General features: G+C 71.7%; 19 protein-coding genes. 15 read left to right on the top strand and 4 right to left on the bottom strand.

The features are described from left to right. The first annotated feature begins 53 nt into the window (after positions 1-53). From GPA03_RS17425 to GPA03_RS17400, 6 genes are read left to right on the top strand one after another with little or no spacing between them, the layout of a single operon-like run. Positions 54-752 carry a GntR family transcriptional regulator gene (locus GPA03_RS17425; protein ID WP_206673619.1) on the top strand — a complete coding sequence of 233 codons (699 nt, stop codon included), beginning with the start codon at positions 54-56 and terminating at the stop codon, positions 750-752. Next, positions 749-1,909, top strand: coding sequence for a mandelate racemase/muconate lactonizing enzyme family protein (locus tag GPA03_RS17420; protein WP_156253330.1), 1,161 nt, complete (start codon positions 749-751; stop codon positions 1,907-1,909). The genes GPA03_RS17425 and GPA03_RS17420 overlap by 4 nt, the downstream gene beginning before the upstream one ends. After that, the gene (locus GPA03_RS17415) at positions 1,906-2,706 is read left to right on the top strand and encodes an SDR family NAD(P)-dependent oxidoreductase (RefSeq protein WP_156253329.1); all 801 of its coding nucleotides are present in this window, start codon (positions 1,906-1,908) and stop codon (positions 2,704-2,706) included. The genes GPA03_RS17420 and GPA03_RS17415 overlap by 4 nt, the downstream gene beginning before the upstream one ends. Beyond that, complete coding sequence (locus GPA03_RS17410) at positions 2,703-3,599, top strand: dihydrodipicolinate synthase family protein (RefSeq protein ID WP_156253328.1); 897 nt, start codon at positions 2,703-2,705, stop codon at positions 3,597-3,599. Before GPA03_RS17415 ends, GPA03_RS17410 begins: the two co-directional genes overlap by 4 nt. Positions 3,600-3,611: 12 nt before the next feature. Beyond that, positions 3,612-4,622, top strand: a complete 1,011-nt coding sequence (locus GPA03_RS17405) for a hydroxyacid dehydrogenase (RefSeq protein ID WP_156253327.1) — start codon at positions 3,612-3,614, stop codon at positions 4,620-4,622. Between the two features lie 22 nt (positions 4,623-4,644). Continuing rightward, positions 4,645-6,801 carry a right-handed parallel beta-helix repeat-containing protein gene (locus tag GPA03_RS17400; protein WP_156253326.1) on the top strand — a complete coding sequence of 719 codons (2,157 nt, stop codon included), beginning with the start codon at positions 4,645-4,647 and terminating at the stop codon, positions 6,799-6,801. 18 nt (positions 6,802-6,819) lie between these two features. On the opposite strand, the gene GPA03_RS17395 is transcribed toward GPA03_RS17400, so the two are convergent. After that, on the bottom strand, positions 6,820-7,347 hold the full coding sequence (locus GPA03_RS17395) for a GNAT family N-acetyltransferase (RefSeq protein WP_162458412.1): 528 nt from the start codon (positions 7,345-7,347) through the stop codon (positions 6,820-6,822). 254 nt (positions 7,348-7,601) lie between these two features. Between GPA03_RS17395 and GPA03_RS17390 the strand changes: the two genes are divergently transcribed. After that, entirely contained in the window at positions 7,602-9,371 is a 1,770-nt protein-coding gene (locus tag GPA03_RS17390) for an HNH endonuclease (protein WP_156253324.1), read from the top strand. A 342-nt stretch (positions 9,372-9,713) separates the two neighbouring features. Here the strand turns inward: GPA03_RS17390 and GPA03_RS17385 are convergent, their stop codons facing one another. From GPA03_RS17385 to GPA03_RS22595, 3 genes are all read right to left on the bottom strand, one after another. Further along, positions 9,714-10,667, bottom strand: a complete 954-nt coding sequence (locus GPA03_RS17385) for a PfkB family carbohydrate kinase (RefSeq protein WP_156253323.1) — start codon at positions 10,665-10,667, stop codon at positions 9,714-9,716. 91 nt (positions 10,668-10,758) lie between these two features. Then, positions 10,759-12,216, bottom strand: coding sequence for a hypothetical protein (locus tag GPA03_RS17380; protein WP_156253322.1), 1,458 nt, complete (start codon positions 12,214-12,216; stop codon positions 10,759-10,761). 96 nt (positions 12,217-12,312) lie between these two features. Next, complete coding sequence (locus tag GPA03_RS22595; RefSeq protein WP_194239539.1) at positions 12,313-13,452, bottom strand: ribosomal eL19 family protein; 1,140 nt, start codon at positions 13,450-13,452, stop codon at positions 12,313-12,315. Between the two features lie 265 nt (positions 13,453-13,717). Here GPA03_RS22595 and metH point away from each other — a divergent pair, with 265 nt between their 5' ends. From metH to GPA03_RS17335, 8 genes are all read left to right on the top strand, one after another. Next, positions 13,718-17,455: a methionine synthase gene (gene metH / locus GPA03_RS17370; protein ID WP_156253321.1), complete on the top strand. Its 3,738-nt coding sequence runs from the start codon at positions 13,718-13,720 to the stop codon at positions 17,453-17,455. Positions 17,456-17,503: 48 nt separating this feature from the next. Next, positions 17,504-18,496: a Gfo/Idh/MocA family protein gene (locus tag GPA03_RS17365; protein WP_156253320.1), complete on the top strand. Its 993-nt coding sequence runs from the start codon at positions 17,504-17,506 to the stop codon at positions 18,494-18,496. Beyond that, the gene (locus GPA03_RS17360) at positions 18,493-19,521 is read left to right on the top strand and encodes a Gfo/Idh/MocA family protein (RefSeq protein WP_156253319.1); all 1,029 of its coding nucleotides are present in this window, start codon (positions 18,493-18,495) and stop codon (positions 19,519-19,521) included. Before GPA03_RS17365 ends, GPA03_RS17360 begins: the two co-directional genes overlap by 4 nt. A 9-nt stretch (positions 19,522-19,530) precedes the next feature. After that, complete coding sequence (locus tag GPA03_RS17355) at positions 19,531-19,884, top strand: ArsR/SmtB family transcription factor (protein ID WP_156253318.1); 354 nt, start codon at positions 19,531-19,533, stop codon at positions 19,882-19,884. Continuing rightward, positions 19,881-20,882 carry a cation diffusion facilitator family transporter gene (locus GPA03_RS17350; RefSeq protein ID WP_156253317.1) on the top strand — a complete coding sequence of 334 codons (1,002 nt, stop codon included), beginning with the start codon at positions 19,881-19,883 and terminating at the stop codon, positions 20,880-20,882. The genes GPA03_RS17355 and GPA03_RS17350 overlap by 4 nt, the downstream gene beginning before the upstream one ends. A gap of 86 nt (positions 20,883-20,968) precedes the next feature. After that, positions 20,969-22,141, top strand: coding sequence for an NAD(P)/FAD-dependent oxidoreductase (locus GPA03_RS17345; protein ID WP_156253316.1), 1,173 nt, complete (start codon positions 20,969-20,971; stop codon positions 22,139-22,141). Then, positions 22,138-23,058 (top strand): RNA polymerase sigma-70 factor, encoded by a 921-nt coding sequence (locus tag GPA03_RS17340; RefSeq protein ID WP_156253315.1) that lies wholly within the window; start codon positions 22,138-22,140, stop codon positions 23,056-23,058. Before GPA03_RS17345 ends, GPA03_RS17340 begins: the two co-directional genes overlap by 4 nt. Positions 23,059-23,100: 42 nt before the next feature. Further along, positions 23,101-24,717 carry a LuxR C-terminal-related transcriptional regulator gene (locus GPA03_RS17335; RefSeq protein WP_156253314.1) on the top strand — a complete coding sequence of 539 codons (1,617 nt, stop codon included), beginning with the start codon at positions 23,101-23,103 and terminating at the stop codon, positions 24,715-24,717. Positions 24,718-24,770 lie beyond the last annotated feature (53 nt).

Raw genomic sequence — 24,770 nt, 5'->3', positions numbered from 1 at the left:
CGATACCAGACACAATGTCTTGCGATCTGGTCGACCGCCGCTATGCTGCGGCCATGGATTCCCCCGCCGCGCCACTCTCGCTGGAGCAGGCCGTCTCGCGTGGCGACCGCGTCCGAGACGTGATCCAGGCGGCGATCCTCGACGCCCGACTGCCGCAGGGCAGCCCGCTCGTCGAGCGCGAGCTCTCGGCGATGCTCGGGGTGTCCAAGACCCCGATCCGCGAGGCCCTCAAGCAGCTGCAGTCGAGCGGGCTCGTGGTCGCCACCGCCTACCAGGGCATGCGGGTGCGAGTCCTGGACGCCGCGATCGTGCGCGACGTGACCGACGCACGCATCGCCGTCGAGCCCGAGGCGCTGCGCCTCGCCGTCACGGCGCGTGGGGCGGCGCCCCACGAGGGTGCACGGCGCCTGCTGGAAGAGACCGAGGCCCTCATCCAGGCGGGAGAGGTCGCCCAGCTCGGGCTCAAGAACCGCGAGTTCCACCGCGCGCTGTACACCGAGTGCGGCAACGGACTGCTCATCGACTTCCTCGACAAGCTGCAGGCCCTGTCCACCTTCATCGCGACAGCCGGCTGGCGCGCTCACGCCACATACGCGAGCGAGGCGGCCGAGCACCAGAGCCTCCTGGAGCGCTTCGAGGCCGGCGATCCCGAGGGCGCGCAGCGGCTGCTCCGCGACCACATCACCGCCTCGGCGACCGCGCTGCTCAGCGCGCTCGCCGAAGCCACCGACGAAGCTGGGACCACCACGTGAGCGTCATCACCGCCGTCCGGCTCACCTCGGTCAACACCCCCCGCAGCACGGGCCTGGTCTGCGGGCACGTCATCGTCGAGATCGACACCGACGACGGCCTGGTCGGCGTCGGCGAGATGTCCGACTTCCAGCACCTGCCGCGCTTCCACGTAGACGTCGCGGACCTGCAGCGCAGCCTCACCGCGATGCTCGTGGGCCTGGACATCTGGGCCGCGAACGCCGCCACCCGGGTGCTCGAGGAGGCGTTCCCCTCCGCCGGCTCGCTCTACGACAAGGGCGCCGTGATCCGGTGCGGCATCGACATCGCGCTCTGGGACCTGCGCGGCAAGGTGAGCGGACGCAGCGTCTCCGACCTGCTCGGCGGCCAGGTGCGCCCCTCGCTGCCGGTGGCCTACCCGATCTTCCGGCAGCGCACGCCGGCGGACATCGAGGCGAACCTCGAGGTGGTGGGCGCGAGACTGGCTGAGGGCTTCACGATGTTCCGCGTCTACGTGGGCGGCAGGCTCGACCTCGACGAGGAGTTCCTGCGCGCGCTGCGCGATCGGTTCGGGGAGACGGTCCAGCTCAAGTCGCTCGACTTCTCCAACCTCCTCGACTCGACGCAGGCGATCCGCTTCATCGAGCGCACGATCGAGCTCGACTACGCGCTCGTCGAGGCGCCCGCCCGCGCAGGTGACCTCGCCGGGCTCGGCGAGGTACGCCGTCGAACCCTGATCCCTGTCTCGGAGCACGTCTACGACGGCGCAGCCGGGCTTCGGCTCGCGGCCGCGGGTGCCGTGGACGTGCTCAACGTCGGGCTGTTCGCCCTCGGGGGCCTGACGGCGGCGCTCCGGGTCATCTCGATCGCCGAGGCCGCGGGCCTCGCCTGCCTGATCGGCACCACGCAGGAGCTCGCGATCGGCACCGCTGCGGCCGCCCACCTGGGCGTCACGAGCGCCGCAGCCACGGTCGCCGCGGACCCGGTGGGCCCCCTGCTCTACACGGCCGACGTGGTCAAGGAACAGGTCGAGTACCGCGACGGGTCCGTGCTCGCGCCGTCGGGGCCAGGCTTGGGTGTGGAGATCGACCAGCACCGGCTGGCCGAGGCGGCTGGGCCGCTGCAGTGGGACGTGGGCGCGACGACGAACATCGTCGATCGCGTCGGGAGGCCGTCATGACCGGGCGTTTCGAGGGTGTGCGAGTGCTGGTGACCGGTGGCTCGCGCAACATCGGTCAGGCGCTCGTCGAACGATTCGCGGCTGAGGGTGCCGCGGTCGCCGTCAACGGGATCGTGCCGGGCGAGGCCGAGGCGCTCGCGGAGGCGCTGCGGGGCCAGGGCGTGAGGGCGATCGGCATCGACGCCGACGTCTCCGACGCCGACGCTGTGGTCGCCATGATCGAGCACGTGGTCGCCGAGCTCGGCGGCATCGACGTGCTCGTCAACAACGCAGCGGCGCCGATGCTGGGGCGGGTGCCGTTCTTCGACCTCACCCTGCAGGACTGGGACCGCACGTTCGAGATCGCGGCGCGAGGCACCTACCTGTGCACGCGCGAGGCGGCACTGCGCATGACGGGTGGCGGCTCGATCGTCAACATCTCCTCGATCGGCGCCACCAAGGCCCATCGCGAGGCCGTGGCCTACGACTCGAGCAAGGGCGCGATCGAGGCCTTCACCCGAGCGGCGGCGCTCGAGCTGTCACCGCGCGGGATCCGCGTCAACGCGATCGCCCCTGGCGCGATCTCCAACGACCGCTACCAGAGCCTCGACCCTGCCGTGCAGGCCACCGAGGTGACCCCGATCCCGATGGGACGCGCGGGCAGCGGCGCGGAGGTCGCGGGCGTCGCGGCGTTCCTCGCCTCCGAGGACGCCGCGTACATCACCGGACAGGTCATCACCGTCGACGGCGGGCTGACCGCCCAGGCCCGCCAGGCGTCGTCGGAGATCGTTGCCAACATGAAGGACGGAACACCATGACCATCTCGCTGGAGGGTGTCACCGCCGTCCTCGTCACCGCCTACCGCGACGGCACCGAGCACGTCGACGCCGACACCATCACCGAGGTCGCGGCCCGCACCGCGAGCGGTGGCGTGCCGGTGCTGACGGCGCTCGGCAACACCGCCGAGGTGCAACAGCTCGAGGTCAGCGAACGACACACGGTGCTGCGCGCAGTGGCCGCCGGCGCCCAGGACGCCACCCTGCTCGCGGGCGTGACCGGCTCCATGCGGTCGATCCTTCACGAGGCCGAGACAGCGAAGCACCTCGGCTATCACGCGATCATGGTTCACGAGCCGAGCGACCCGTTCGGGGACGAGGTCGGACTGGTCGACTTCTACACGCAGCTCGCTGAGCGCAGCGTCCTCCCTGTGGTGCTCTACCTCCGCACCACACGGCTCGACGCGAGGCACATCGCCGAGGTGATCGCGCCGTCGAACGTCGTGGCCGTCAAGTACGCGCGCAAGGACCTGCACACGCTCTCGGACGTCATGGGTCGCACCGAGCCGGGCGCGTGTACCTGGATCAACGGGCTCGCCGAGTCGCAGGTGCCCGCGTTCGCCGGGGTGGGCGTGCAGTCCTTCACCTCGGGAATCGCGAACGCGCGACCGGACATGGCGCTCGCCGTGCACCGCGCGGTGCTCGACGGCGATCTCACCACGTTGGCCCAGCTGCTCGCCGACTACGCCGGCCCGGTCGAGGCGGTCCGCGCCGAGCGCGGCGGCCGGTACAACGTGTCCGTGATCAAGCAGCTGCTGCGCTGGCAGGGTGTGGAGACCGGCGGCGTCCGGCCGCCGCACTCTGAGCTCAGCGAGGCCGCCGTCGCGAAACTCGATACGGTCCGTGCCTACGGCCGCGAGTCCGTCACGGCCTGATCAGGAGATGCGATGAGTCCCGCCGCACGTCCGCTCGCCCTCTGCAAGCTCGGGGAGGGCGTCGCCGACGCCGTGCTGAGCGCCGCCGACCGGGCCCGCCTGGAGAGCCTGGTCGAGGTCGAGGGCTACTACAGCGACGTCGCCGAGGCGCTCGCCTCGCCGCGGCTGAGCGAGGTGGAGGTGCTCCTGACCGGGTGGGGCAGCCTGTCCCTGCCGCCAGAGGTGCTGGCCCGGATGACCTCGCTGAAGCTCGTGCTGTACGCAGCAGGCTCCGTACGGCACATGCTCTCGGAGGAGTTCTGGGCACGCGGCATCCGCATCGTCTCGGCCGCTGACGCCAACAACGAGCCGGTCGCCGACTACACCTACGCCGCGATCATCATGGGTCTGAAGGGTGAGCACCGGCACGAGGCCCATTTCCGGGGTGAACGCCGGCACCACGCGGACCAGGCCCACCTCGGGATCTACGGCCGCACGGTCGGGCTCGTCGGGTTCGGGTCGACCGCGCGCAAGGTCGCGACGCGGCTGAAGGCACTCGAGACCCAGATCCTCGTGTTCGACCCGTACCTCACCGAGCTGGACGCGCAGTCCTCCGGCGCGGAACGGGTGGAGACGCTGGGCGACCTGTTCGAGCGCAGCCGCGTGGTGAGCGTGCACGCGCCGTGGATCCCCGGCGTGAACGACGGGATGATCGGGCGGTCCGAGCTCGAGTCGCTGCCGCGCGGTGCCGTGTTTCTCAACACCGCCCGTGGCGCGCTCGTGGACGAGGAGGCGCTGATCGGTGTGCTGCGAGAGCGGCCCGATCTGCTGGCGAACCTCGACGTGACGCATCCCGAGCCGCCGGTGGACGACTCGCCGCTCTGGGAGCTGCCGAACGTCAAGCTGACCGGCCACATCGCCGGCAGCATCGGCACCGAGCGCACGCAGCTGGGCAGGCTGGTGATCGACGAGCTCGAGCGCTGGCTCACCGGCGACCCGCTGCAGCACGAGGTCACCGAAGAGGTCGCGAGGACCAGGGCATGACCGATCGCCAGGTTGCTCGCTGATGTCGACGGACCGGGTCGAGGTCTTCGTCCATCCGCACGGGTCGCGCTACGGCGACGGGTCGCAGGGCTACCCGGTCGGTGACCTGCAGACCGCCATGCGGCTGATCCGAGCGCGGCGCGCTGACGGGCAGCGTGCCGTCGTGTGGCTCGCGGGCGGTCGCTACCCCCATCACGAGACCCTTCAGCTCGGGCCCCTCGACTCCTTCACCTCCTTCGTCGCTCTCGACGGCGAGGCTCTCCCGGTCCTCGACGGTTCCGTCGCGCTGTCGCAGTGGCGCGAGGTCACGGTCAACGGGGTCTCAGCCCTCGCCGCTCGGGCGCCCGCGCACGGCGGGCGAGCGCTCTATGTGAACGGTGAGCGACGCCGTCGGCCCCGCACCCCCCGCACGGGACGGCTCCAGATGGAGTCGGCAGGAGGCTTCGACCCGAGGTCCCACGGCGTGGGCACCATGTTCGAGGGCGGCGACACCTTCACGTACGCCGAGGGTGACGTGCCGGTGCTGTCGCAGCCAGGCCAGGTCGAGGTCGTGGTGCCGCACTACTGGGTGCAGGAGCGGCTGCCGATCGGCACGGTCGACCACGAGACGCGCACGATCACCAGCCCGTACATGAGCCTGTTCGCCCTGCGCGACGATGCTGCGAAGACGTTCGCCACGTACTACCTCGACAACGTCGTGGAGGTACTGGGCGAGGAGCCGGGCGAGTGGTATCTCGACGTCACCGGTGAGGTCTGCGGGCTCGACGGCGCGCACGTGCTGTACGTGCCGCTGCCGGGTGAGGATGCGACCTCGCTCGAGGCGCGGTTGCCGGTGATCGATGCGTTCGTCTCGATCGAGGGCGAGGCCGACTCGGTGGTGCGTGAGGTGCGCTTCGAGAACGTGCGCTTCGAGTACGCCGAGTTCGCGGTGCCGCCCGCCGCGGTGCCGCCGTTCGGAGTACGCGAGGATCCGCTGCTGCCCGTGCGCGAGTACGGCAGCGAGGTGCAGGCAGCGAGCCAGGTGCCCGCGGCGATCCAGCTGCGGCACGCGCGGGCGTGCGCCATGGTCGGGTGCGGGATCGAGCACGTCGGCGGCTACGGCGTCGAGCTGGGTGAAGGCACGCGCGGGGCGCTGATCTCGGGCTGCCGGATGGCCGATCTGGGCGCCGGTGGGGTGCGGGCCGGGGGCGCGGCTGAGGCGTCCTCGCCGGGATTCGTGAGCCACAACGAGATCAGCGACAACGTGCTGGTCTCCGGCGGGCGCACGTACCCGGGGTGCGTGGCGATCCTGCTGCAGCACGCGGCGCACAACGTGATCGCGCACAACGACGTGCACGACTTCTACTACAGCGCCGTGTCGGTCGGGTGGGTGTGGGACTACCACCCGAGCGCGTCGGTGAGCAATCTCATCGAGGGCAACCATCTGCACCATCTCGGGCAGGGCGAGCTCAACGACATGGGCGGCATCTACCTGCTGGGCATCGCGGCCGGCACCGTGGTGCGTGGCAACCACATCCATGACGTGGCCTGCCGCAACTACGGCGGCTGGGGGATCTACCTCGACGAGGCGTCGTCGCACGTGGTGGTCGAGGGCAACACGGTGCACGACACCTCCAGCAACTGCTTCCACCTTCACTACGGCCGCGAGAACATCGTGCGCGACAACCTCTTCGCGTTCGGCGGTGAAGGGCAGGTGGCTGTCAGCCGCCCCGAGGAGCATGTGGGCCTGACCTTCACGGGGAACGTGGTGGTCGGTGAAGGCCGCCCGGCCTTCAGCGGCCACGAGGACAAGCCCGACGACGTCCGATCCTTCAACGTCCGGAGCGACCTCAACCTGTTCTGGGACTACGCACCGATCGGCGGTGGTGTGGTGGCCGCGAACGGCGCGGGCCGGCCCGACGAGACCGGTCGGCGGGTGTGGGCCGCCACGGCGGCGCGAGACGAGGACTGGCGCGCCGCGGGGCGTGACCGGCACTCGGCTGTCGCCGACCCGGGATTCGCCGACGTCGGCGCTCGCGACTTCTCGATCCTTCCCGGATCGCCGCTGGACGAGCTGGGGTTCCGGGCCCCGAGCACGGCCGACGTCGGACCTCGCCCTGTCGCAGAGCGCCGGCACCCGCTCGCTGCCCCCACGGCGCCCGACCAGTACCCGCCCACGCGCGCGCGGTCGGTGTTCTGAGAGGGCTGCGGTCGCCCGTCAGCGCAGGGCTGCACGCATGAGGATGCCGATGCCACCGGTGAACTCGACACCGGTCAGGCGTTCAGCACGCAGCACCTCCTCGAAGCCCCAGCGGCGGTGCAGGTCGATCGAGGCACGGTTGGTCGGGTTCACCACGTAGAACGCTTCGTCGGCGCGGTCGGCGACCCACCGCAGCCGTGTCTCGGTCAGCGCGACGGCCACGCCGCCGCGGCGCCATGCCGGCTCGACGGTCACCCCGCCCAGGTAGTGGCCCGCCGGTGCAGCATCCTGCGGGTCGGTGTGGTGGTGCGTCTGCGCCCAGCCGACCACAGTGGTGCTGGTGGGGGCCTCGGCCACCAGGAGGCAGCACTCGGGGTTCGTGACGGCTCGGCGCCAGGCGTCACGGTGGGCGAGGCGGCCCGCTGCTTCCTGGACGCGGGCGATCGCGTCGATGTCCGCAGTCGTGGCGGCACGTACGGCGACGGCGGCATCGCCCGCGGTGCCGACTCGGCGCTCACGCGGCTCGTACTCGGCGAACTGATCCATCCGACCCAGACTACGACTGACGTCTTGAGCCGCTTCGCACTCCGGAACTCGGCGCCTGCCTTCCATTCCGAACGGTGCCTGCGCCCCGCCCGCATCCGCGCGAGCTCGCCGACTCGAGTACGCCCCATCTCCGCCTCGCGTCTCTCCCGGCTATCCGCCAGATCCGCAGTCACGCTCCTCGCCGGCTTGCTGCCAGCATCCGCGTCTTTCGGCGGTTGGGGTGGTTTGTCGGTGGTGGGTGGTCTAGTTCTCGTATGGATGTTCTACCTCTGGGTCTGACCGGTGACGGGGCGTTGCGCGCTGCCGTTGCGGCTGATCGTGAGGTGACTCGGATGGAGGGGGTGCGGCTGGCGCACCTGGCCGAGTACCTCGGGGAGGTCGCCGCCGACTGGGAGCCGCCGGCCTGGCAACGCCCCGGGGCCGAGCAGGCGATCCGGCTCGGTGGCCCGGGCACCCCGCAGGTTCCCGAGTTCGCGGTGTGCGAGGTCGCCGCCGCGCTGGGGCTGACGCAGCCGGCCGCGACCGGGCTGTGCGCCGATGTGCTGGACCTGACCTACCGGTTGCGGGGCATCGCGACCTCGGTGCGGGCCGGGGCGCTGTCCTTCGCGCGGGCCCGGGTGATCGCCCGCCGCACCCGGGACCTGACCGCCGAGCAGGCCCAGCTCGTGGAGGCGCGGCTGTGCCGGCCCCGGGACACCGGCCGCGGCCCGCAGCCGATGGCCGCGCTGGTGCCGATGAGCCGGCTGCGGACCGTGATCGACCAGGCCGTGATCACCGTGCGGGGACCGGACAGCGAGGCAGAAGCCGAAGCCCGGGTCGCCGCCTCGCTGTATGTCGAGGTCGTGCACCAGGCCGGCGCCGCCACCGAGCTGGCCGCCCGGCTCGCCACCGCCGACGCCGCCCGGCTGGACCAGCGGCTGGACCAGATCGCCGGCTGGCTGACCGACCTGGGCGATACCCGCCCCACCAAGATCCTGCGCGCCGTGGCGCTGGGCCTGCTCGCCGACCCCGCCCTGCTGAGCGCCCTGCAAGACCTGCACACCCAAGACCACGCAGACCCCGCACCCACACCCGCACCCGCACCCGCACCCGCGATGAACCCTGCTGCGACGGCCCCGCCGCCGAACCAGGTGCCCGAGGATCGCGACGCGGTGACCGCGCGCGCCGTGCTGGACGTGGAACCCGAACCCGGGCCCTCCGAGATCGGTACCCCCGGGGCCGCACCCGAGATCCCCGGTGCGCCCGTGCCGGCGGGTGCGCTCGTGCCTGCGGGTGTGGCCGGGCTGCCCGCGGGGCTGCTGGACAAGCTCGGCACCCTCGGCTCCACCGTGCTGTACGTGCACCTGGACCGCGGCACCGGCACCTGGTGCGAGGAGAACGCCGGCGTCCTGACCCCCGAGGAAGCCCACCAGATCCTGGGCCACACCCACGTCACCATCCGACCCGTGCTCGACCTCGCCGAAGACCTCACCTACACCGGCTACGTCGCACCACCCCGACTCAAAGAACAGCTCGCCCTGCTCAACTCCGGCTACTGCACCTTCCCCCACTGCCACCGCCGCGCCCGCACCAGCGACGTCGACCACCAACACCCCGCCGGCCGCGGCGGCGCCACCCGATCGGCCAACACCCACCGGCTGTGCCGCAAACACCACCGCGCCAAGGACAAAGGCCACTGGCACGTCGCCCAACCCGCACCCGGCATCTGGATCTGGGCCTCCCCCGCCAACGCCACCTACCTCGTCACCAACGGCACCACCACACCACTGAACGGCATCCTCACCCGAGCCGAGCACCACCCCGAACCAGCAACCCACCCCGACCCCACGACCGCGACCGCGTCCGCGACCGCCCCAACAGCCGAGCGTGACCCCGCAACCCGCCTCAACGCCTCCGACCCCCGCACCCTCGAAGTCCCCACCGACAGCCACTCCTGGAAACCCGCCTGGGACCCCTGGAACGACTGGGATCCCCTCACCCAGACCGAACACGAGTACACCTACGGCTTCATCAACGCCGGCTGACGCCACGGCTGGTGGCGGCGAGGCAGGACACCGTCCGGACCACGCGATCCGAGCAACGCGCTGCCGCCCGGGCGCGGCTGGGCTCGAGCGCTACCGTCTCCGAGGCGTACTCGGCCTCGGCCGCGGAACTGGTCACTCCGAGCAGACGTCGTGATCTGCCAGTTCGTGGTGCTCCGGTACGGCCAGTTCTACGGGCCTGGCACCTTCCACGCCGATCGAAGGGTGGACCCAATGATCCCGACCCGCCGATGCAGCGGCGGCGCGCGCCGTCGACCTGCTCACCTCCGGCAGCGCCATCATGATCGTGGCGGAGGACGTCACCGGCAGCTCCGCGGCACCTGTCTAGACGTGCGCGGCGAGGAACTCGTCGATCTCGGCAGCCGTCGGTGCGGTGCCGGGCCCCCGGCGGGTCACCTTGATCGCACCGGCGACGTTCGCGCGAGTGGCGGCCGTCGCCCAGTCGGTGCCCTTGGCGATCTCGGCGACAAGCACGCCGGTGTGGGCGTCGCCGGCGCCGTTCGTGTCGACGGCTTGCTGCCGGAACCCGGGCAACACCGTGGTCTCGCCGGCGCGATGAACCACACAGCCCTCGGGACCGTCCCGCACGACGACGACCGCACCCTGGGGAAGTACCGACGCCACCGCAGCGGCGGACTCCCCGATCGGCAGCGCCGCCCCACCACCCGAAGCGATCCGAGCCAGCCTGTCGGCCTCGTCGGCGTTCCCGGTCCACACCTCGCACAAGGCGAGCATCCGCCCGCGCGTCACCTCGTCGAGGTCAGCGAAAGGTGCGCCGGGATCAAGAACGACGACGACGCCGTCGGGAAGGGACTCCAACCAGGTCAGCAACGGCTCACAGGTCGGCCCGACCAACGTGTACCCGCTCACGCACACCACATCGCCCGCACCAGGCGACGATGTCGCAAGGCTCGGCGCGCTGATCTGCCGCTCAGCACCCTGCACCGTGATGAAGGTGCGCTCGGCGCTGGGCTCGAGGAGCACGATGCAGGTCCCGGTGTCGAGATCAGGCACGGGCGGCGAGCTCACCGTCACCCCTCCCTCAGCCAGCGCGTCGCGGATCAGGTCACCGTTCACCCCGGTGCCCACACTGCCCGCGTGTACGCACGCCACGCCGGAGCGAGCCGCCGCGAGCAGCACGTTGACCGCGCTCGCGGCGTACCGCTGAGTGCCCGTCGGCACCACATTCCCACCTCGCGGCGGGAGCGACGGCACCTCGAGCACCTCGTCGACCAGTGCTTGCGCGGTGTGGATCACGCGCGGTGCGGTGCCCGCCATCTCGCCCAACCGTAGGGGACGAAGCGGCCAGGGCACGGCGGCGTGCCCGCGGCCCGGCCCCCGCTGCGGGGGCCGGGCCTGGCGACTGGTGCTAGCTCAGTCGGTTGTGCTGGGTGTTCTCGGTGTCGAGAAGCCCCTGCGGGTCACCGCTGATGCCGTCCAGGACGAACCCGGGGCGGGTCACCGAGTGGTTCTCGGTGGTCCGCTCGTCGGTCCAGGCGCCGTTCTCGTCGGTCACCTGGCGGGCCGTGTGCGTGCCCGACGCGTCGGCGAGCTCGGAGGCGAAGCCCGAGTCAGCGATCGCGAACGGGAACGCGTAGCCGAGCGACTGCGCCGAGGCGCTGTCCGCACGGTCGGCGTCGCCGGCCGAGGCCGAGGAGTCGGTGCGGGCGTCGGTCAGCGCGAGCCAGGGCTGGCCCGTGACGTCACCGGTCTGACCGAGGAACGCGGTGCGGGTGGCGTCCCACACGTGCTCGGTCGAGGTCGCGGTGCCGTCCTCGTCGGTGACGCTCGAGGTGGTGAGCCGCTCACTGGTGGTCGCGGACTCGCCCGAGGTGGTCAGACCACCGATGTGGAACGGCGCCATGGCCTCGAGGCCGGTCTCGGACCCCGATGCGGACTCCTCGACGCCGTCGACCCCGCCTGCCTGGGTGGCAGCCGAGTCAGTGCTGTTCCACAGGCCTGCCGCCGGGTCGGCGGCCAGGTCCAGGCCCTGCACGCCTACGGCGTTCGAGGACGACTCCGAGAGGCTCTCGGAGGTGGTGGCGGTGCCCTCGTCATCGGTCACCGTGGTCTCGGTCTCACGCTCCGAAGAACGCTCGTCCGCGACCGCTGCCGTGATCCCCTCGAAGGAGATCGGCGAGGAGGCCTGCACCGAGGTCTCCGAGGAGGCCTCGGTGCTCTCGGCACCGTCCTCGTCACCGGTGGAGGTGGACTCCGACTCGCGGTCGTCGCTCAGCGCGGCGGCCGGGTCGATGTCGAGCTGCCCCACGTCGAGCACGCCACCGGTGGTGGAGGACTCGGACGTGGACTCCGACGTCGTGGTGCTGTCCTCGTCCGTGGTGGTCGTCGCCGACTCCTCCGAGCTGCTCTCGGAGGACTGGGTCCCGGTGACGCTCACGCCACCGACACTGACCGGTGCCTCCACCCCGGCGTCGGTGCTCTGCGAGCTCTCCGCCGCCTCGCTGTCGCCGGCTTCCTCCGAGGAGGTCCAGCTCTCCGTGTCGAGGAGAGCGGCCGGGTCGGCCGTGATCTCCCCGACGTCGATACCGAGGTCGCTCTGCGAGGACGACTCCTCCGCGCTCTCGGTCTCCGTGACGTCACCGTTGTCGTCGGTGTGCGACGTGGACTGCTGCTCCGAGGAGGAGCTCTCCGTCTCCACACCCAACGACAGGCCGCCAAGCTCCAGCGGCGCCCCGAACGAGGACTCCGTGGAGCTGTCCTGCTCCACGCTCTCGGTGTCATCGGCGTACGCCGCCATCGAGCCTGCGAGCCACAGCCCGCTGGCCAGCCCGGCCATGCCGAGGCTTCTCTTCATCCAGATCTTCATGGTCTCTCTTCCGAATCGGTGGGCAGCCGGCAACGGCCGGTCCGCCCGGGATGGTGCGCGACAGCTGCCGGGCACCGGGGTCGGAGCGAGAGACGATCAGTCGGGCGCGAAACCCGGGCGTGCGTTGAGAGGGTCGGCGACGAGGTCGTCCTCGCCACCCCCACCGGCTCCCGAGAGAGCGGGGAAGAGTGCAGGCACCACCGGCAGCGCGAGCTGCTCAGCAGCATGGTGAGCAGCACCGCCGGAGGCCATCGCCGGGGCTGGGGCCGGCGGGCCACGCACCGGCTCGCGCTGGCTGTGACCGGGACGGTCGTCCGACGCCGACGGCAGCGCAACGACCTGGCTGTTGTCTTCATCCGGGGCCGGAGCACCAGAAGTGACCACGACCGCTGGGATCGACGGGCTCGCGGTGGTGGGGCCGATGAAGGACGGGGCCGCGACATCGTCGATCTCGGCCTGAGCAGGCGCCTGGCGCGAAGAAGATCCAGCAGGAGCGATCGGCTCGGCGGGCACGGCCGGAACGCTCGACGCCGGCGAGACCGGGTCCAGCACGCCCGTCACCGGGGACAGCACACCGGTGACGGGCGCGAGTACCTCCGTGACCGGCGCGAGCGCAGCAGTCACGGGAGCCAAGGAATCGGTGATGGGCGCGAGCGCGTCGGTCACGGGTGCGAGCGAGCTCGTCACGGGTGCGAGTGAGCTCGTCACGGGTGCGAGCGTGTCGGCCGCCAGAGCCACTGCGCCCGTGACCGGAAGCACGCTCTCGGTGATCGGCTCGAGCGTCTCGGTCACTGGCTCGACGACCTCCGCCACCGGCTCGACAACCTCCACGACCGGCTCCGCCACCGGCTCGACGACCTCCGCGACCGGCTCTGCCACCGGCTCCGCGACATCCTCGATAACCTCCGCCACCGGCTCCGCCACCGGCTCGACAACCTCCGCCACCGGCTCCGCCACCGGCTCGACAACCTCCGCCACCGGCTCCGCCACCGGCTCGACAACCTCCACGACCGGGTCGGTCACCGGCTCGACAACGTCCTCGACGAGGCCACCCAGCAGGCCGCCGTCGTCGGGCTCGTCGTCATCGGCTGCTGCCGGACCGGCCAGCAGCAGCGCCACGACGAGAAGCCCGCCGACCAGCAGGAACGACTGGAGCAGCAGGCGAACAAGGCGAACGACGGAGCCGCTCTCGCGGCAGGGGGACGACGACGGCTCGGGCATCGTCACCGAGACCATCGGACCACCTCCTGCCGGGACTGCCACGGGCGCTCGTCCGAGCGCCGTCTCATTCCACCCTCACACAGTCTTCGGAGACGTGCCACCTTCGGATGGGTCCGATCTCGAGGTGATCTGCATGCCACTCCGTGCAGGTGTCGCACCCTCGTTCTCGACCACCGGGCGCGGGCCAGCTGAACACCTGGTCGCGACGTAGACTCCCGTGGTCCGCCGGGCCGCCTGGCCCGGCTGCTCCACGGCTCGATCGCCGACACCCGAGGCCCCTGTGACCAGCACCTTCGTACGCCCCGACGCCACCGACGCGCTCGCCGCGCTGCTGCGCGAGCGAGTCCTCGTGCTCGACGGGGCGATGGGCACGATGATCCAGCAGCACGGGCTCGGCGAGGCCGACTACCGCGGCGACCGGTTCGCCGACTGGCCCAGCGACGTCAAAGGCAACAACGACCTGCTGGTCCTCACCCAGCCCGACATCATCAAGGAGATCCACCGCTCCTACCTCGACGCCGGCGCCGATCTGGTCGAGACGAACACCTTCAACGCGCAGCGCATCTCGATGGCCGACTACGGCATGGAGGAGCTCGCGCTCGAGATGAACGTCGCGGCCGCACGGCTCGCCCGCGAGGCCGCCGACGAGGCCGAGGCGGCCGACGGCCGGCGCCGCTTCGTGGCCGGTGCGCTCGGCCCCACCAACCGGACCGCCTCGATCTCACCGGACGTCAACGACCCCGGTGCCAGGAACGTCTCCTTCGACGAGCTCGTGTCCGCGTACCTCGAGCAGGCGGGCGGCCTGGTCGACGGCGGAGCCGACCTCCTCCTCGTCGAGACCATCTTCGACACTCTCAACGCCAAGGCCGCGATCTTCGCGCTCGAGACCCTCTTCGAGCAGCGCGAACGGCGCTGGCCGATCATCATCTCCGGCACGATCACGGATGCCTCCGGCAGAACCCTGTCGGGCCAGGTGACCGAGGCGTTCTGGAACTCGGTCCGCCACGCCCGTCCTCTCGCCGTCGGGCTGAACTGCGCCCTCGGCGCCGACGAGATGCGGCCCTACCTCGCCGAGCTCGGCCGGGTCGCCGACACCTTCGTGTCCTGCTACCCGAACGCCGGGCTGCCCAACGCGTTCGGCGAGTACGACGTGACACCGGAGGCGATGGCGGCCACCGTGGGCGAGTTCGGCGACGCCGGCCTGGTCAACATCCTCGGCGGCTGCTGCGGCACCACTCCCGACCACATCGCCGCGTTCGCCGCCGCGGTCGAGGAGGCGACGCCGCGGGTGCCTGCCGAGCCCGGTCCGGCGCTGCGCCTCTCAGGGCTCGAGCCTCTCACGGTGACCGAGGACTCGCTGTTCCTCAACGTCGGCGAGCGCACCAACATCACCGGCTCCGCGCGGTTCCGCCGGCTGATCCGTGACGGCGACTACCCGGCCGCGCTCGCCGTCGCCCGGCAGCAGGTGGAGTCGGGCGCACAGGTCATCGACATCAACATGGACGAGGGCATGATCGACGGCGTCGCGGCCATGGACCGCTTCACCAAGCTGATCGCCTCCGAGCCCGACATCTCCCGCGTGCCCGTCATGGTCGACTCCTCCAAGTGGGAGGTCATCGAGGCCGGCCTGAAATGCGTGCAGGGCAAGCCGATCGTCAACTCGATCTCCATGAAGGAGGGCGAGGCGACGTTCATCGAGCAGGCGCTGCTGTGCCTCAAGTACGGTGCAGCCGCCGTCGTGATGGCCTTCGACGAGCAGGGCCAGGCCGACAACCTCGAACGGCGCAAGGAGATCTGCGCACGTGCGTACCGGATCCTCACCGAGCAGGTGGGCTTCCCGGCCGAGGACATCATCTTCGACCCCAACGTGTTCGCGGTCGCGACAGGCATCGAGGAGCACGCCCGTTACGGTCTCGACTTCATCGAGGCCACCCGCTGGATCAAGGAGAACCTGCCGGGCGCGCTCGTCTCGGGCGGCGTGTCCAACGTGTCGTTCTCCTTCCGCGGCAACAACGTGGTGCGCGAAGCCATCCACGCGGTGTTCCTCTTCCACGCGATCGCGGCCGGCATGGACATGGGCATCGTCAACGCCGGCGCGCTCGCCGTCTACGACGAGGTCGACCCGCCGCTGCGCGAGCGCATCGAGGACGTCATCCTCGACCGCCGCCCCGACGCGGCCGAGCGGCTCCTGGAGATCGCCGGCGAGTACTCCGACAGCGGCGAGGTCGCCGAGGCCGCCGTCGAGCAGTGGCGCGGTCTCCCGGTCGCCGAGCGGATCACGCACGCGCTGGTCAAGGGCATCGACGACCATGTGGTCGCAGACACCGAGGAGCTCCGGCTCGAGCTCGCCGACCAGGGCAGGCGACCGCTCGAGGTGATCGAGGGCCCGCTGATGGACGGCATGGGCGTGGTCGGCGACCTCTTCGGCGCGGGGAAGATGTTCCTGCCGCAGGTCGTGAAGTCCGCCCGTGTGATGAAGAAGGCCGTGGCGCACCTGATCCCCTTCATCGAGGCCGAGAAGGCGGGTACCGCGTCGGGCGCCTCGGACTCGCAGGGCAAGATCGTGATGGCGACCGTGAAGGGCGACGTCCACGACATCGGCAAGAACATCGTGGGCGTGGTGCTGCAGTGCAACAACTACGAGGTCATCGACCTCGGCGTCATGGTGCCCGCGCAGAAGATCCTCGACACCGCACGCGAGGTGAAGGCCGACATCATCGGTCTCTCGGGGCTGATCACACCCTCGCTCGACGAGATGGTCAACGTCGCCTCCGAGATGCAACGACAGGGCTTCACGATCCCGCTGCTCATCGGTGGTGCGACCACCTCCCGCGCGCACACCGCCGTCAAGATCTCACCGCAGTACGAGCACCCCGTGGTCTGGGTGAAGGATGCCTCGCGCTCGGTGCCGGTGGTGGCCTCCCTCCTCTCGGACGAGCGGCGCGGCCCCCTGATGGCCGAGGTCGAACGCGACTACGAGGCGCTGCGCACGCGGCACGCGGCCAAGAAGGACGACCGACCGATCGTGCCGCTGGAGGTGGCGCGCGAGCGCCGCACCCCGATCACCTGGGAGGGTTACCAGCCGCCCCGGCCGCACCAGCTCGGCCGGCAGGTGTTCGTGGACTACCCGCTCGCCGAGCTGCGCGAGTACATCGACTGGAGCCCTTTCTTCTCCTCGTGGGAGCTACGCGGCCGGTTCCCGGACATCCTCAACAACCCCGCGACCGCCGAGGCTGCCCGCAAGCTCTGGGAGGACGCCCAGATCATGCTGGACAGGATCATCGACGAGGGCTGGATCCGTGCGAACGGGACGATCGGGCTCTTCCCCGCAGCCACGGTCGGCGCAGGCAGCGACGACATCGTCGTCTACACCGACGAGAGCCGCACCGAGGTGCTGCACACGCTGCACCACCTGCGCCAGCAGGGCGAGCACCGCGAGGGCATCCCGAACCGCTCGCTCGCGGACTACGTGGCGCCGGTCGAGACCGGGATCCCCGACTACGTGGGGGCGTTCGCGGTGACCGCCGGGCTCGGCGCCGGCGACAAGGTCGCGGAGTTCCGCGCCGCCCTCGACGACTTCTCAGCGATCCTGCTCGAGTCGCTCGCGGACCGGCTCGCCGAGGCGTTCGCGGAGCGGCTGCACCAGCGGGTGCGCACCGAGTTCTGGGGCTACGCCGCCGACGAGACGCTGGACAACGACTCGCTCATCGCCGAGTCCTACCAGGGCATCCGCCCCGCGCCCGGCTACCCCGCGTGCCCCGAGCACACGGAGAAGCAGGCGATCTGGGACCTCCTCGACGTGCAGGCCACCACCGGCATCAAGCTCACCGAGTCGATGGCGATGTGGCCCGGTGCGTCGGTGAGCGGCTTCTACTTCTCGCACCCGGACTCCCGCTACTTCGTCGTCGGCCGCCTCGGCCGCGACCAGGTGGCCGAGTACGCCGACCGCAAGGGCTGGCCGTTGTCCGTGGCCGAGAAGTGGCTCACGCCGAACCTCGGGTACGAGCCGGAGGACTGACCGCCGGCCGCGTTGACCGCGGCCCCCTTTCCCTCACTTGGAGAACTCATGGGCACCCACCCACCCGTCGTCGCACTGCTCGGGGCGGGCGGCATCGCCGCTCCGCACGCGCTGGGCTGGGCGGCGCTCGGTGCACAGCTCCGCATCCACTCCGTGAACGGCGCCGAGGCGCTGGCGGCCGCGACCCCTGGCGCGGTGGCCGTGGGGTCGCTCGAGGAGGCTCTCGACGGCGCCGACGTCGTCGACATCTGCACGCCCACCACCGTGCACCCGGCGCACGTACGGGCCGCCGTCGCCGCCGGGGTCGACACGTTCTGCGAGAAGCCGCTCGCGCGCACGGCAGCGGAGGCGCAGGAGCTGGTCGACCTCGCCGATGCCGCCGGCGTGAAGCTCCTGCCCGGCCATGTGGTGCGGTGGTTCCCGGCCTACGAGCGGCTCCATGCCGCCGTCGAGAACGGCGACCTCGGGGACCTCGCGGTGCTGCGGTTCTCGCGCACGGGCTCGCGACCGGACCGACCGTGGTTCCACGACGTCGAGCTCTCGGGGGGGATCGTGCTCGACCAGATGATCCACGACCTCGACCAGGCACTCTGGCTCGCCGGCGACGTCACCGAGGTCACGGCCCAGCAGAGTCGCGGCACCGAGGATCACGTCGTCACCGCCCAGGCGGTGCTCACCCACGTCAGCGGCGCGCTCAGCTACGTCACGGGCACCTGGGGCCCGGTCGGCACCACGTTCCGGACCACCTTCGAGATCGCGGGCACCGGCGGTCTGCTGCAGCACGACTCCACCGCGCAGCCCGAGGTCACCATCGATGCACGCGACGTCGGCGGCTCCACCGGACTGCTGCCTCCCACCGGTGCCGTCAGCCCCTACCAGCTGATCCTCGCGGACTTCCTCGCCTGGACGCAGGGCGGTCCCCGACCGCGGCTCACGGCCGCCGACGGCGTGAGCGCCGTCCGGGTCGCGGAGGCAGCCCTGGAATCGATCACCACGGGCCGGACCGTCCGGCTGGCCGAGCAGAACGAGGTGTCGGCATGACACGGATCGGGATCATCTCCCTCGCGCACGGGCACGCGTTCTCCTACCTCCGTTCCCTGGCGGCCACTGCGGGGGTCGAGATCCGGGTGGCCGACCCCGACGCGGCGCCGGGCGAGGCAGGCAGGGGCGCGGCTGCGCTCGAGGGCACCGGCGCGACCTGGGCCGACTCGCTCGAGGACCTGCTCGGCTGGGAGCCGGACGGCGTGATCGTGTGCTCGGAGAACAGCCGGCACCGCGGCTACACCGAAGCGGCCCTCGCCGTCGGGGCGCACGTCCTGTGCGAGAAGCCGATCGCCACCTCGGTCGCCGACGCGCAGGCGATGATCGCCGCAGCCGAGACCGTCGACCGGCGCCTGATGATCGCGCACCCGGTGCGCTACTCCGACGCGTTCGTGCGTCTGCGCAGCGCGATCGAACGCGGCGACGTGGGTGAGCTCCTCGCCGTCACCGGCACCAACAACGGCAAGATCCCTGGCGATCGCGCCTGGTTCACCGACCCCGATCTCGCCGGCGGCGGCGCGGTGACCGACCACACCGTGCACGTCGCCGACCTCATGGATGCCCTGCTCGACGGCGATGCTCCCGTCGCCGTGTCGGCGCGCTCCCATCGGCTGCTGCACCCGGAGGCCGCGGTCGAGACCGCCGGCCTGGTGCAGGTGCGGTACGCCGGCGGCGTGGTCGTCACGATCGACTGCAGCTGGTCCCGGCCGCCGGACTACCCCACCTGGGGCGGCCTCACGCTCGAGGTGGTCGGCTCCGCCGGGCTCGCTCGCATGGATGCGTTCGGCACCCGGCTCGACGGCCACCTCACCGGCCGGGGGCAGGCGTGGTTCGCCTACGGGCCGGACATGGACGCCGCGCTGATCGCCGAGTTCCTCGATGTCGTCCGCACCGGCCGCCGGCCCCACCCCGACGGCCACGCCGGACTCCGCGGCGCCGCGATCGTGGCGGCGGCGTACGAGTCGGTCCGCACGGGCGATGTCGTCACGATCGAGCAGGTGCTCGAGGCGAGCCGACCGACGTAGTATCTGCGTATGAGCGCAGATACGCAGACGTGCACATTCGACGAGGAGAGTCCGTATGTGGACCTCGCCGTCGAGGTCTTCTCGCTGCTGGCCGACGCCACCCGCGTGCGCATCGTGCTGCTGCTGCGCGGTGACGAACGATCGGTCAACGACCTGGCGGAGGCGGTCGGGAAGTCGCCCACCGCGGTCTCGCAGCATCTCGCCAAGCTGCGCCTGGGCCGGATCGTGCGCGCCCGGCAGGAGGCGAACCGGGTCTACTACTCCTTGGTCGACGAGCACGCTCGCACCCTCGTGACCCAGGCCGTCTTCCAGGCCCAGCACGCCCTCGGCGAGCACTCCGCGCACCACCCGAGCACCCGATGACGCACGAGCACGACCACGACCACGACCACGACCACGACCACGACCACGACCATGGCCACCACCACGGCATCGGGGCACGCATCAAGCACGCGCTCGTGCCGCACTCCCACGACATCGCGGACTCGATCGACGACGCGCTGACGGCGAGCAACCAGGGCATTCGCGCCGTCAAGATCAGCCTGGTGGTGCTGGGGGCGACGGCGCTGGCGCAGCTCGTGATCGTCGGCATCAGCCAGTCCGTGGCGCTGCTCGCGGACACCATCCACAACCTCTCGGACGCCCTCACGGCAGTGCCGCTGTGGATCGCGTTCGTGCTCGGACGCCGGGCCGCGACCAAGCGGTTCACCTATGGCTACGGGCGTGCCGAGGACCTGGCTGGGCTGTTCATCGTGGCGATGATCGCGCTGTCCGCTGTGATCGCCGGGGTGGAGTCGGTCAAGCGGCTGGCCGAGCCGCAGCAGCTCGACAACCTCGGCTGGGTGGCAGCCGCGGGGTTCGTCGGCTTCCTCGGGAACGAGGCGGTGGCGATCTACCGGATCCGCATCGGTCGACGCATCGGGTCCGCGGCGCTGGTGGCCGACGGCGTGCACGCCCGCACCGACGGGTTCACCTCGCTGGCGGTGCTGCTCGGAGCGATCGGCGTGTGGCTCGGGTTCCCGTTGGCCGACCCGCTCGTCGGCCTGCTGATCACGGCCGCGATCGTGGTTCTGCTCATCGGCACCGCGCGTGACATCGGCCGCCGTCTGCTCGATGGCGTCGAACCCGCGCTCACCGAACGAGCCGAGGAGACGCTGCGGGCCGCCGCCGGCGTCGTGGCGGTCGACCACGTGCGGCTGCGCTGGCTCGGTCACCGCCTCGCGGTGCAGGCGAGCGTGACCGTCGACCCGCTCAGCAGCGTCGCAGAAGCCGACCAGGTGACCACAGCAGCAGGCGACGCGGTCCGCGGAGCCCTTCCCGCCGTCGGGCTCGTCGACATCGGAGCCGCCCCCGCACGGTGACCCGATGTCACGCGGCACGCCGCTGTCTCGTCACGTGTGCAGGAGGCGGGTGCACCGGGTACCCGCGAGAACGCGAGGGAGACGGGATGTCCACGAGCCGAGTCATCGTTGTCGGGGGCGGCTACGCAGGTGTGATGGCGGCGAACCGGCTGCTGACGGGCAAGGACGTCGAGGTCGCGCTGGTCAACCCGCGGCCCACGTTCGTGGACCGGATCCGGCTGCACCAGCTTGTGGGCGGGTCGGCCCCAGCGGTGCGCCCCTACGCCGAGGTGCTGAACGAGCGCGTGCGGCTCGTGGTGGACACCGTCGAGAGCATCGACGCCGGTGCGCGCACCGTCACGCTGGGCACCGGCGTCGAGCAGGGCTACGACTACCTGATCTATGCGGTCGGGAGCAGGAGCGCGCACCTGGGCGTGCCAGGCGCCAGCGAGCACACGTTCCCCCTCGCTGAGCTGGAGCAGGCGGAGCGGCTCCGCACGCGGCTGGCCGAGCTGCCGATGGATGCTCCCGTCACGGTGGTCGGTGGCGGACCGACGGGGATCGAGATCAGCGGCGAGCTCGCCGAGGCCGAGCGCCGGGTCACCCTGGTCACCGGCCGCCTCGGCGCGGTTCTGAGCGAGCGGGGGCGGCGATCGACGGCGAGCGCCCTCCGGTCGCTGGGCGTCACCCTGCTCGACGGCGCGACGGTCGCCGAGGTCGAGGAGAGGGCGGTCCGGCTCGGTGACGGCACCCGCCTGAGCTCCGCCGTGACGATCTGGACCACGGGGTTTGCGACCCCCGACCTGGCGGCGACGAGCGGGCTGGCGACCGACGCCGCCGGTCGCCTGCTCACGGACGAGACGCTCACGAGCATCTCCGACCCGCGCATCCTCGCCGCAGGAGACGCGGCCGACCCCTCGGCGCAGCCGCTGCGCATGAGCTGCCAGGCGGCGATCCCGCTGGGGCTGCAGGCGGCCGAGACCGTGCTGAGCAGGCTCGCCGACCGCAGACCGCGTGCGATCGACTCGGGCTTCAACGCGGTGTGCCTGAGCGTGGGCCGCACACGCGGGATCTTCCAGCCGACGCACGCCGACGACTCCGCACGCAGCTGGGACGTGCCCGGCCGCCCCGGTGCCTGGGTGAAGGAGTCGATCTGCCGCGCGGTGGCCTGGGGGCTGACCGTCGAGGCGCGGCACCCCGGCAGGATGATGTGGACCCACGACCGGTCGCGGGCGGACCGCGTGGTGCAGGCCAGAGCGGATCAGACGGAGGCCGCGTGAGCAAGGTGGAGGAGTTCGAGGAGCTGCGATCGCTGCTGTTCGCGATCGCCTACCGCGTGCTGGGCAGCGTCACCGAGGCGGAGGACGCGGTGCAGGAGACGTGGCTGCGCTGGGAGGCGACCACCACCAGACCCGCCTCCGTGAAGTCCTTCCTCTCCGCCGTCGTCACCCGCATCTCGATCGACGTGCTCCGCTCGGCGCGGGTGCGCCGCGAGGAGTACCCCGGCACCTGGTTCCCGGAGCCGCTGGTCACCGACCCGTACGAGGACCCGGCGCGGTCCGCCGAGCTCGCCGACTCGGTCTCGATGGCGGCTCTGGTGCTGCTGGAGCGGCTGAGCCCGCTCGAGCGGGCGGCGTTCGTGCTGCACGAGGTGTTCGGCTACTCCTTCGCCGAGATCGCGACGACGCTCGAGCGCAACGAGGCCACCTGCCGTCAGCTGGCCGCCCGCGCGCGGGCGCACATGTCCGCCGGCAGGCCCCGCTTCGAGGCGGACCGGCGGGTGGCCGAGGAGCTCGCCTCCCGCTTCTTCGACGCCCTCCGCGAGGGCGACGTCGCGAGCGTGCGCGACCTGCTCGCGGCCGATGTCCAGATGGTCGCTGACGGCGGCGGCAAGGCCCCGTTGTGGGGCTCGGGTGTGTTCGTGGGCGAGAACCTCGTCAAGCTGCTCACCGCCGTGGCGCCGGGCTTCCTGGCGGTCGGGCTGACGGTGGAGTCCCATGACGTCAACGGCCAGCCCGGCGCGATCTTCCGCGACCGGGAGGGCCTCGTCCTCGCCACCTGGGCGCTCGAGGTTCTCGACGGCAGCATCCAGATGATCCGGGTCGTGCTCAACCCCGACAAGCTCGGTCACCTCGGACCGGTGACCGACGCATGGGCGGTCGTGGCGGAGGCGCGGCGCGCCCAGCGTCGGCCGTAAACCCTGTCGCAGCGCCATACGGCCCCCGTAGACTTCGCCCCGATGGGCGTCGTGGCCAGTGCCGGAGCCCTGGTCACCGGGCGCACCGCCCTCGGCCGGGGTGACTGGAGCGCGGCCCGTGCCAGCTTCGAGGAGGCCGCCACCGCCACCGATTCCGCCGAGGCCTGGGAGGGCGTGGGCCGGTCCGCGTGGTGGCAGGGCGACCAGGAGGTCACCTTCGCCGCACGGGAGCGGGCCTACCGCAGCTACCGGGCGGCGGGCGACCGCCAGGGGGCGGCGCGGGTGGCCCTGTGGATCGCCTCCGACCACCTCGACTTCCGCGGCGACGACGTGGTCGCGGCCGCGTGGTTGGTGCGGGGCCGCTCGCTGCTGCAGGACCTGCCGCCCGGTGCCGAGCTGGGCTTCATCACGCTCCTCGAGGCCGACATCGCCCTGCTCGCCAACAACGACCTCGATACGGCGGCGCGCGGCGCCCGCGAGGCGCTCGCGATAGCGCGGGCGTGCGGCGAGCTCGACGTCGAGGTGGTCGCCCTGGGGATCCTGGGCTCGGCACTGATCAGGTCGGGCGCCGTCGCGGAGGGGCTGCAGCGCCTCGACGAGTGCGCCACGCTCGCGGTGGCGGAGGAGTTCACCGAACAGGCCGCCCCGGGCTGGGCGCTGTGCCACACCGTCACGGGCTGTGCCCACGCGGGAGACCTCGCCCGCGCCGAGCAGTGGTGCCGGGAGCTGCACCGGTGGTCCACCACCTGGCACGCGCGCCACTTCTTCGGCATCTGCCGCACGGCGTACGGGGGTGTCCTCACCACCCGGGGCGACTGGCAGCTCGCGGACGAAGAGCTCAGCACCGCCATGAACGATCTCCAGCAGGTGCGGCCCGCGCTCGCGGCGCCCACCGCCGTCCGGCTCGGTGAGCTGCGCGCCCGGCAGGGCCGGCACGCCGAGGCACGGACCCTGCTCGAGTCCGCCCTGCCGTTCCCCGACGCCGTGATCGCGCTCGGCGCGCTCGACCTCGAGGAGGGCGACATCACCGCCGCCGTCCAGTCGGCCGAACGCGTCCTCCGGCGGCTCGAGGTGACCAGCATGCTCGACCGCTTCCCGGCGATCGAGCTGCTCGCCCGGGCGCACGGTGCCGCAGGCGAGGTGGCCAAGGCCCGCGCCGCCCTCGCCCAGCTCGAGGAGTCCGGCCTCGGGACGCCGTACCTGCGTGCTCGCGTCTGCCTGGTCAAGGCAGAGGTGCTCGCCTGCGCCGGGAGCTGGGACGACGCCCGGCAGGCTGCGGAGGACGCCGTCGACCTGTTCACCGGGTGCTCAGCGCCGTACGAGTGCGCTCGCGCCCGGCTCGTGCTCGCCCGAGCGCTCGACGGCGTCGGGCGCGGCGAGCACGCCGAGGTCGAGCGGCGGGCGGCCAACCAGTCGCTCCGGAGGCTCGGCGCACGGGTCGAGGAGAAGCCGCCCGCCGACCCTGCCGGCGGCCTGAGCCCCCGTGAGGTGGACATCCTCCGGCTCGTCGCGCAGGGCATGAGCGACACGGACGTCGCCGAGCGCCTCTTCCTCAGCCCGCACACGGTTCATCGCCACATGGCGAACCTCCGGACCAAGCTGGGCACCCGGTCGAGGGCTGCCGCCGTCGCGCGAGCAGCCAAGCTCAGCCTGATCTGAGGCCTGGCCCGAACGGGCCATGCATGAGGATGGCCCGTCCCAGCGATGCGCCG

This window comes from Pseudactinotalea terrae (assembly GCF_009733845.1).
GTDB classification, from domain to species: Bacteria; Actinomycetota; Actinomycetes; order Actinomycetales; family Beutenbergiaceae; genus Pseudactinotalea; species Pseudactinotalea terrae.
The sequence above is the reverse complement of the archived record's forward strand: the minus strand, read 5'-3'. Positions and strand labels throughout refer to the sequence as shown.

Excerpts from the sequence above, each read along its gene's own strand:
- GPA03_RS17425 (WP_206673619.1), top strand. The coding sequence starts at position 54 with ATGGATTCCCCCGCCGCGCCACTCTCGCTGGAGCAGGCCGTCTCGCGT.
- GPA03_RS17415 (WP_156253329.1), top strand. The coding sequence starts at position 1,906 with ATGACCGGGCGTTTCGAGGGTGTGCGAGTGCTGGTGACCGGTGGCTCG.
- GPA03_RS17410 (WP_156253328.1), top strand. The coding sequence starts at position 2,703 with ATGACCATCTCGCTGGAGGGTGTCACCGCCGTCCTCGTCACCGCCTAC.
- GPA03_RS17405 (WP_156253327.1), top strand. The coding sequence starts at position 3,612 with ATGAGTCCCGCCGCACGTCCGCTCGCCCTCTGCAAGCTCGGGGAGGGC.
- GPA03_RS17400 (WP_156253326.1), top strand. The coding sequence starts at position 4,645 with ATGTCGACGGACCGGGTCGAGGTCTTCGTCCATCCGCACGGGTCGCGC.
- GPA03_RS17395 (WP_162458412.1), bottom strand. The coding sequence starts at position 7,347 with ATGGATCAGTTCGCCGAGTACGAGCCGCGTGAGCGCCGAGTCGGCACC.
- GPA03_RS17390 (WP_156253324.1), top strand. The coding sequence starts at position 7,602 with ATGGATGTTCTACCTCTGGGTCTGACCGGTGACGGGGCGTTGCGCGCT.
- GPA03_RS17385 (WP_156253323.1), bottom strand. The coding sequence starts at position 10,667 with ATGGCGGGCACCGCACCGCGCGTGATCCACACCGCGCAAGCACTGGTC.
- GPA03_RS17380 (WP_156253322.1), bottom strand. The coding sequence starts at position 12,216 with ATGAAGATCTGGATGAAGAGAAGCCTCGGCATGGCCGGGCTGGCCAGC.
- GPA03_RS22595 (WP_194239539.1), bottom strand. The coding sequence starts at position 13,452 with ATGGTCTCGGTGACGATGCCCGAGCCGTCGTCGTCCCCCTGCCGCGAG.
- GPA03_RS17365 (WP_156253320.1), top strand. The coding sequence starts at position 17,504 with ATGGGCACCCACCCACCCGTCGTCGCACTGCTCGGGGCGGGCGGCATC.
- GPA03_RS17360 (WP_156253319.1), top strand. The coding sequence starts at position 18,493 with ATGACACGGATCGGGATCATCTCCCTCGCGCACGGGCACGCGTTCTCC.
- GPA03_RS17355 (WP_156253318.1), top strand. The coding sequence starts at position 19,531 with ATGAGCGCAGATACGCAGACGTGCACATTCGACGAGGAGAGTCCGTAT.
- GPA03_RS17350 (WP_156253317.1), top strand. The coding sequence starts at position 19,881 with ATGACGCACGAGCACGACCACGACCACGACCACGACCACGACCACGAC.
- GPA03_RS17345 (WP_156253316.1), top strand. The coding sequence starts at position 20,969 with ATGTCCACGAGCCGAGTCATCGTTGTCGGGGGCGGCTACGCAGGTGTG.
- GPA03_RS17335 (WP_156253314.1), top strand. The coding sequence starts at position 23,101 with ATGGGCGTCGTGGCCAGTGCCGGAGCCCTGGTCACCGGGCGCACCGCC.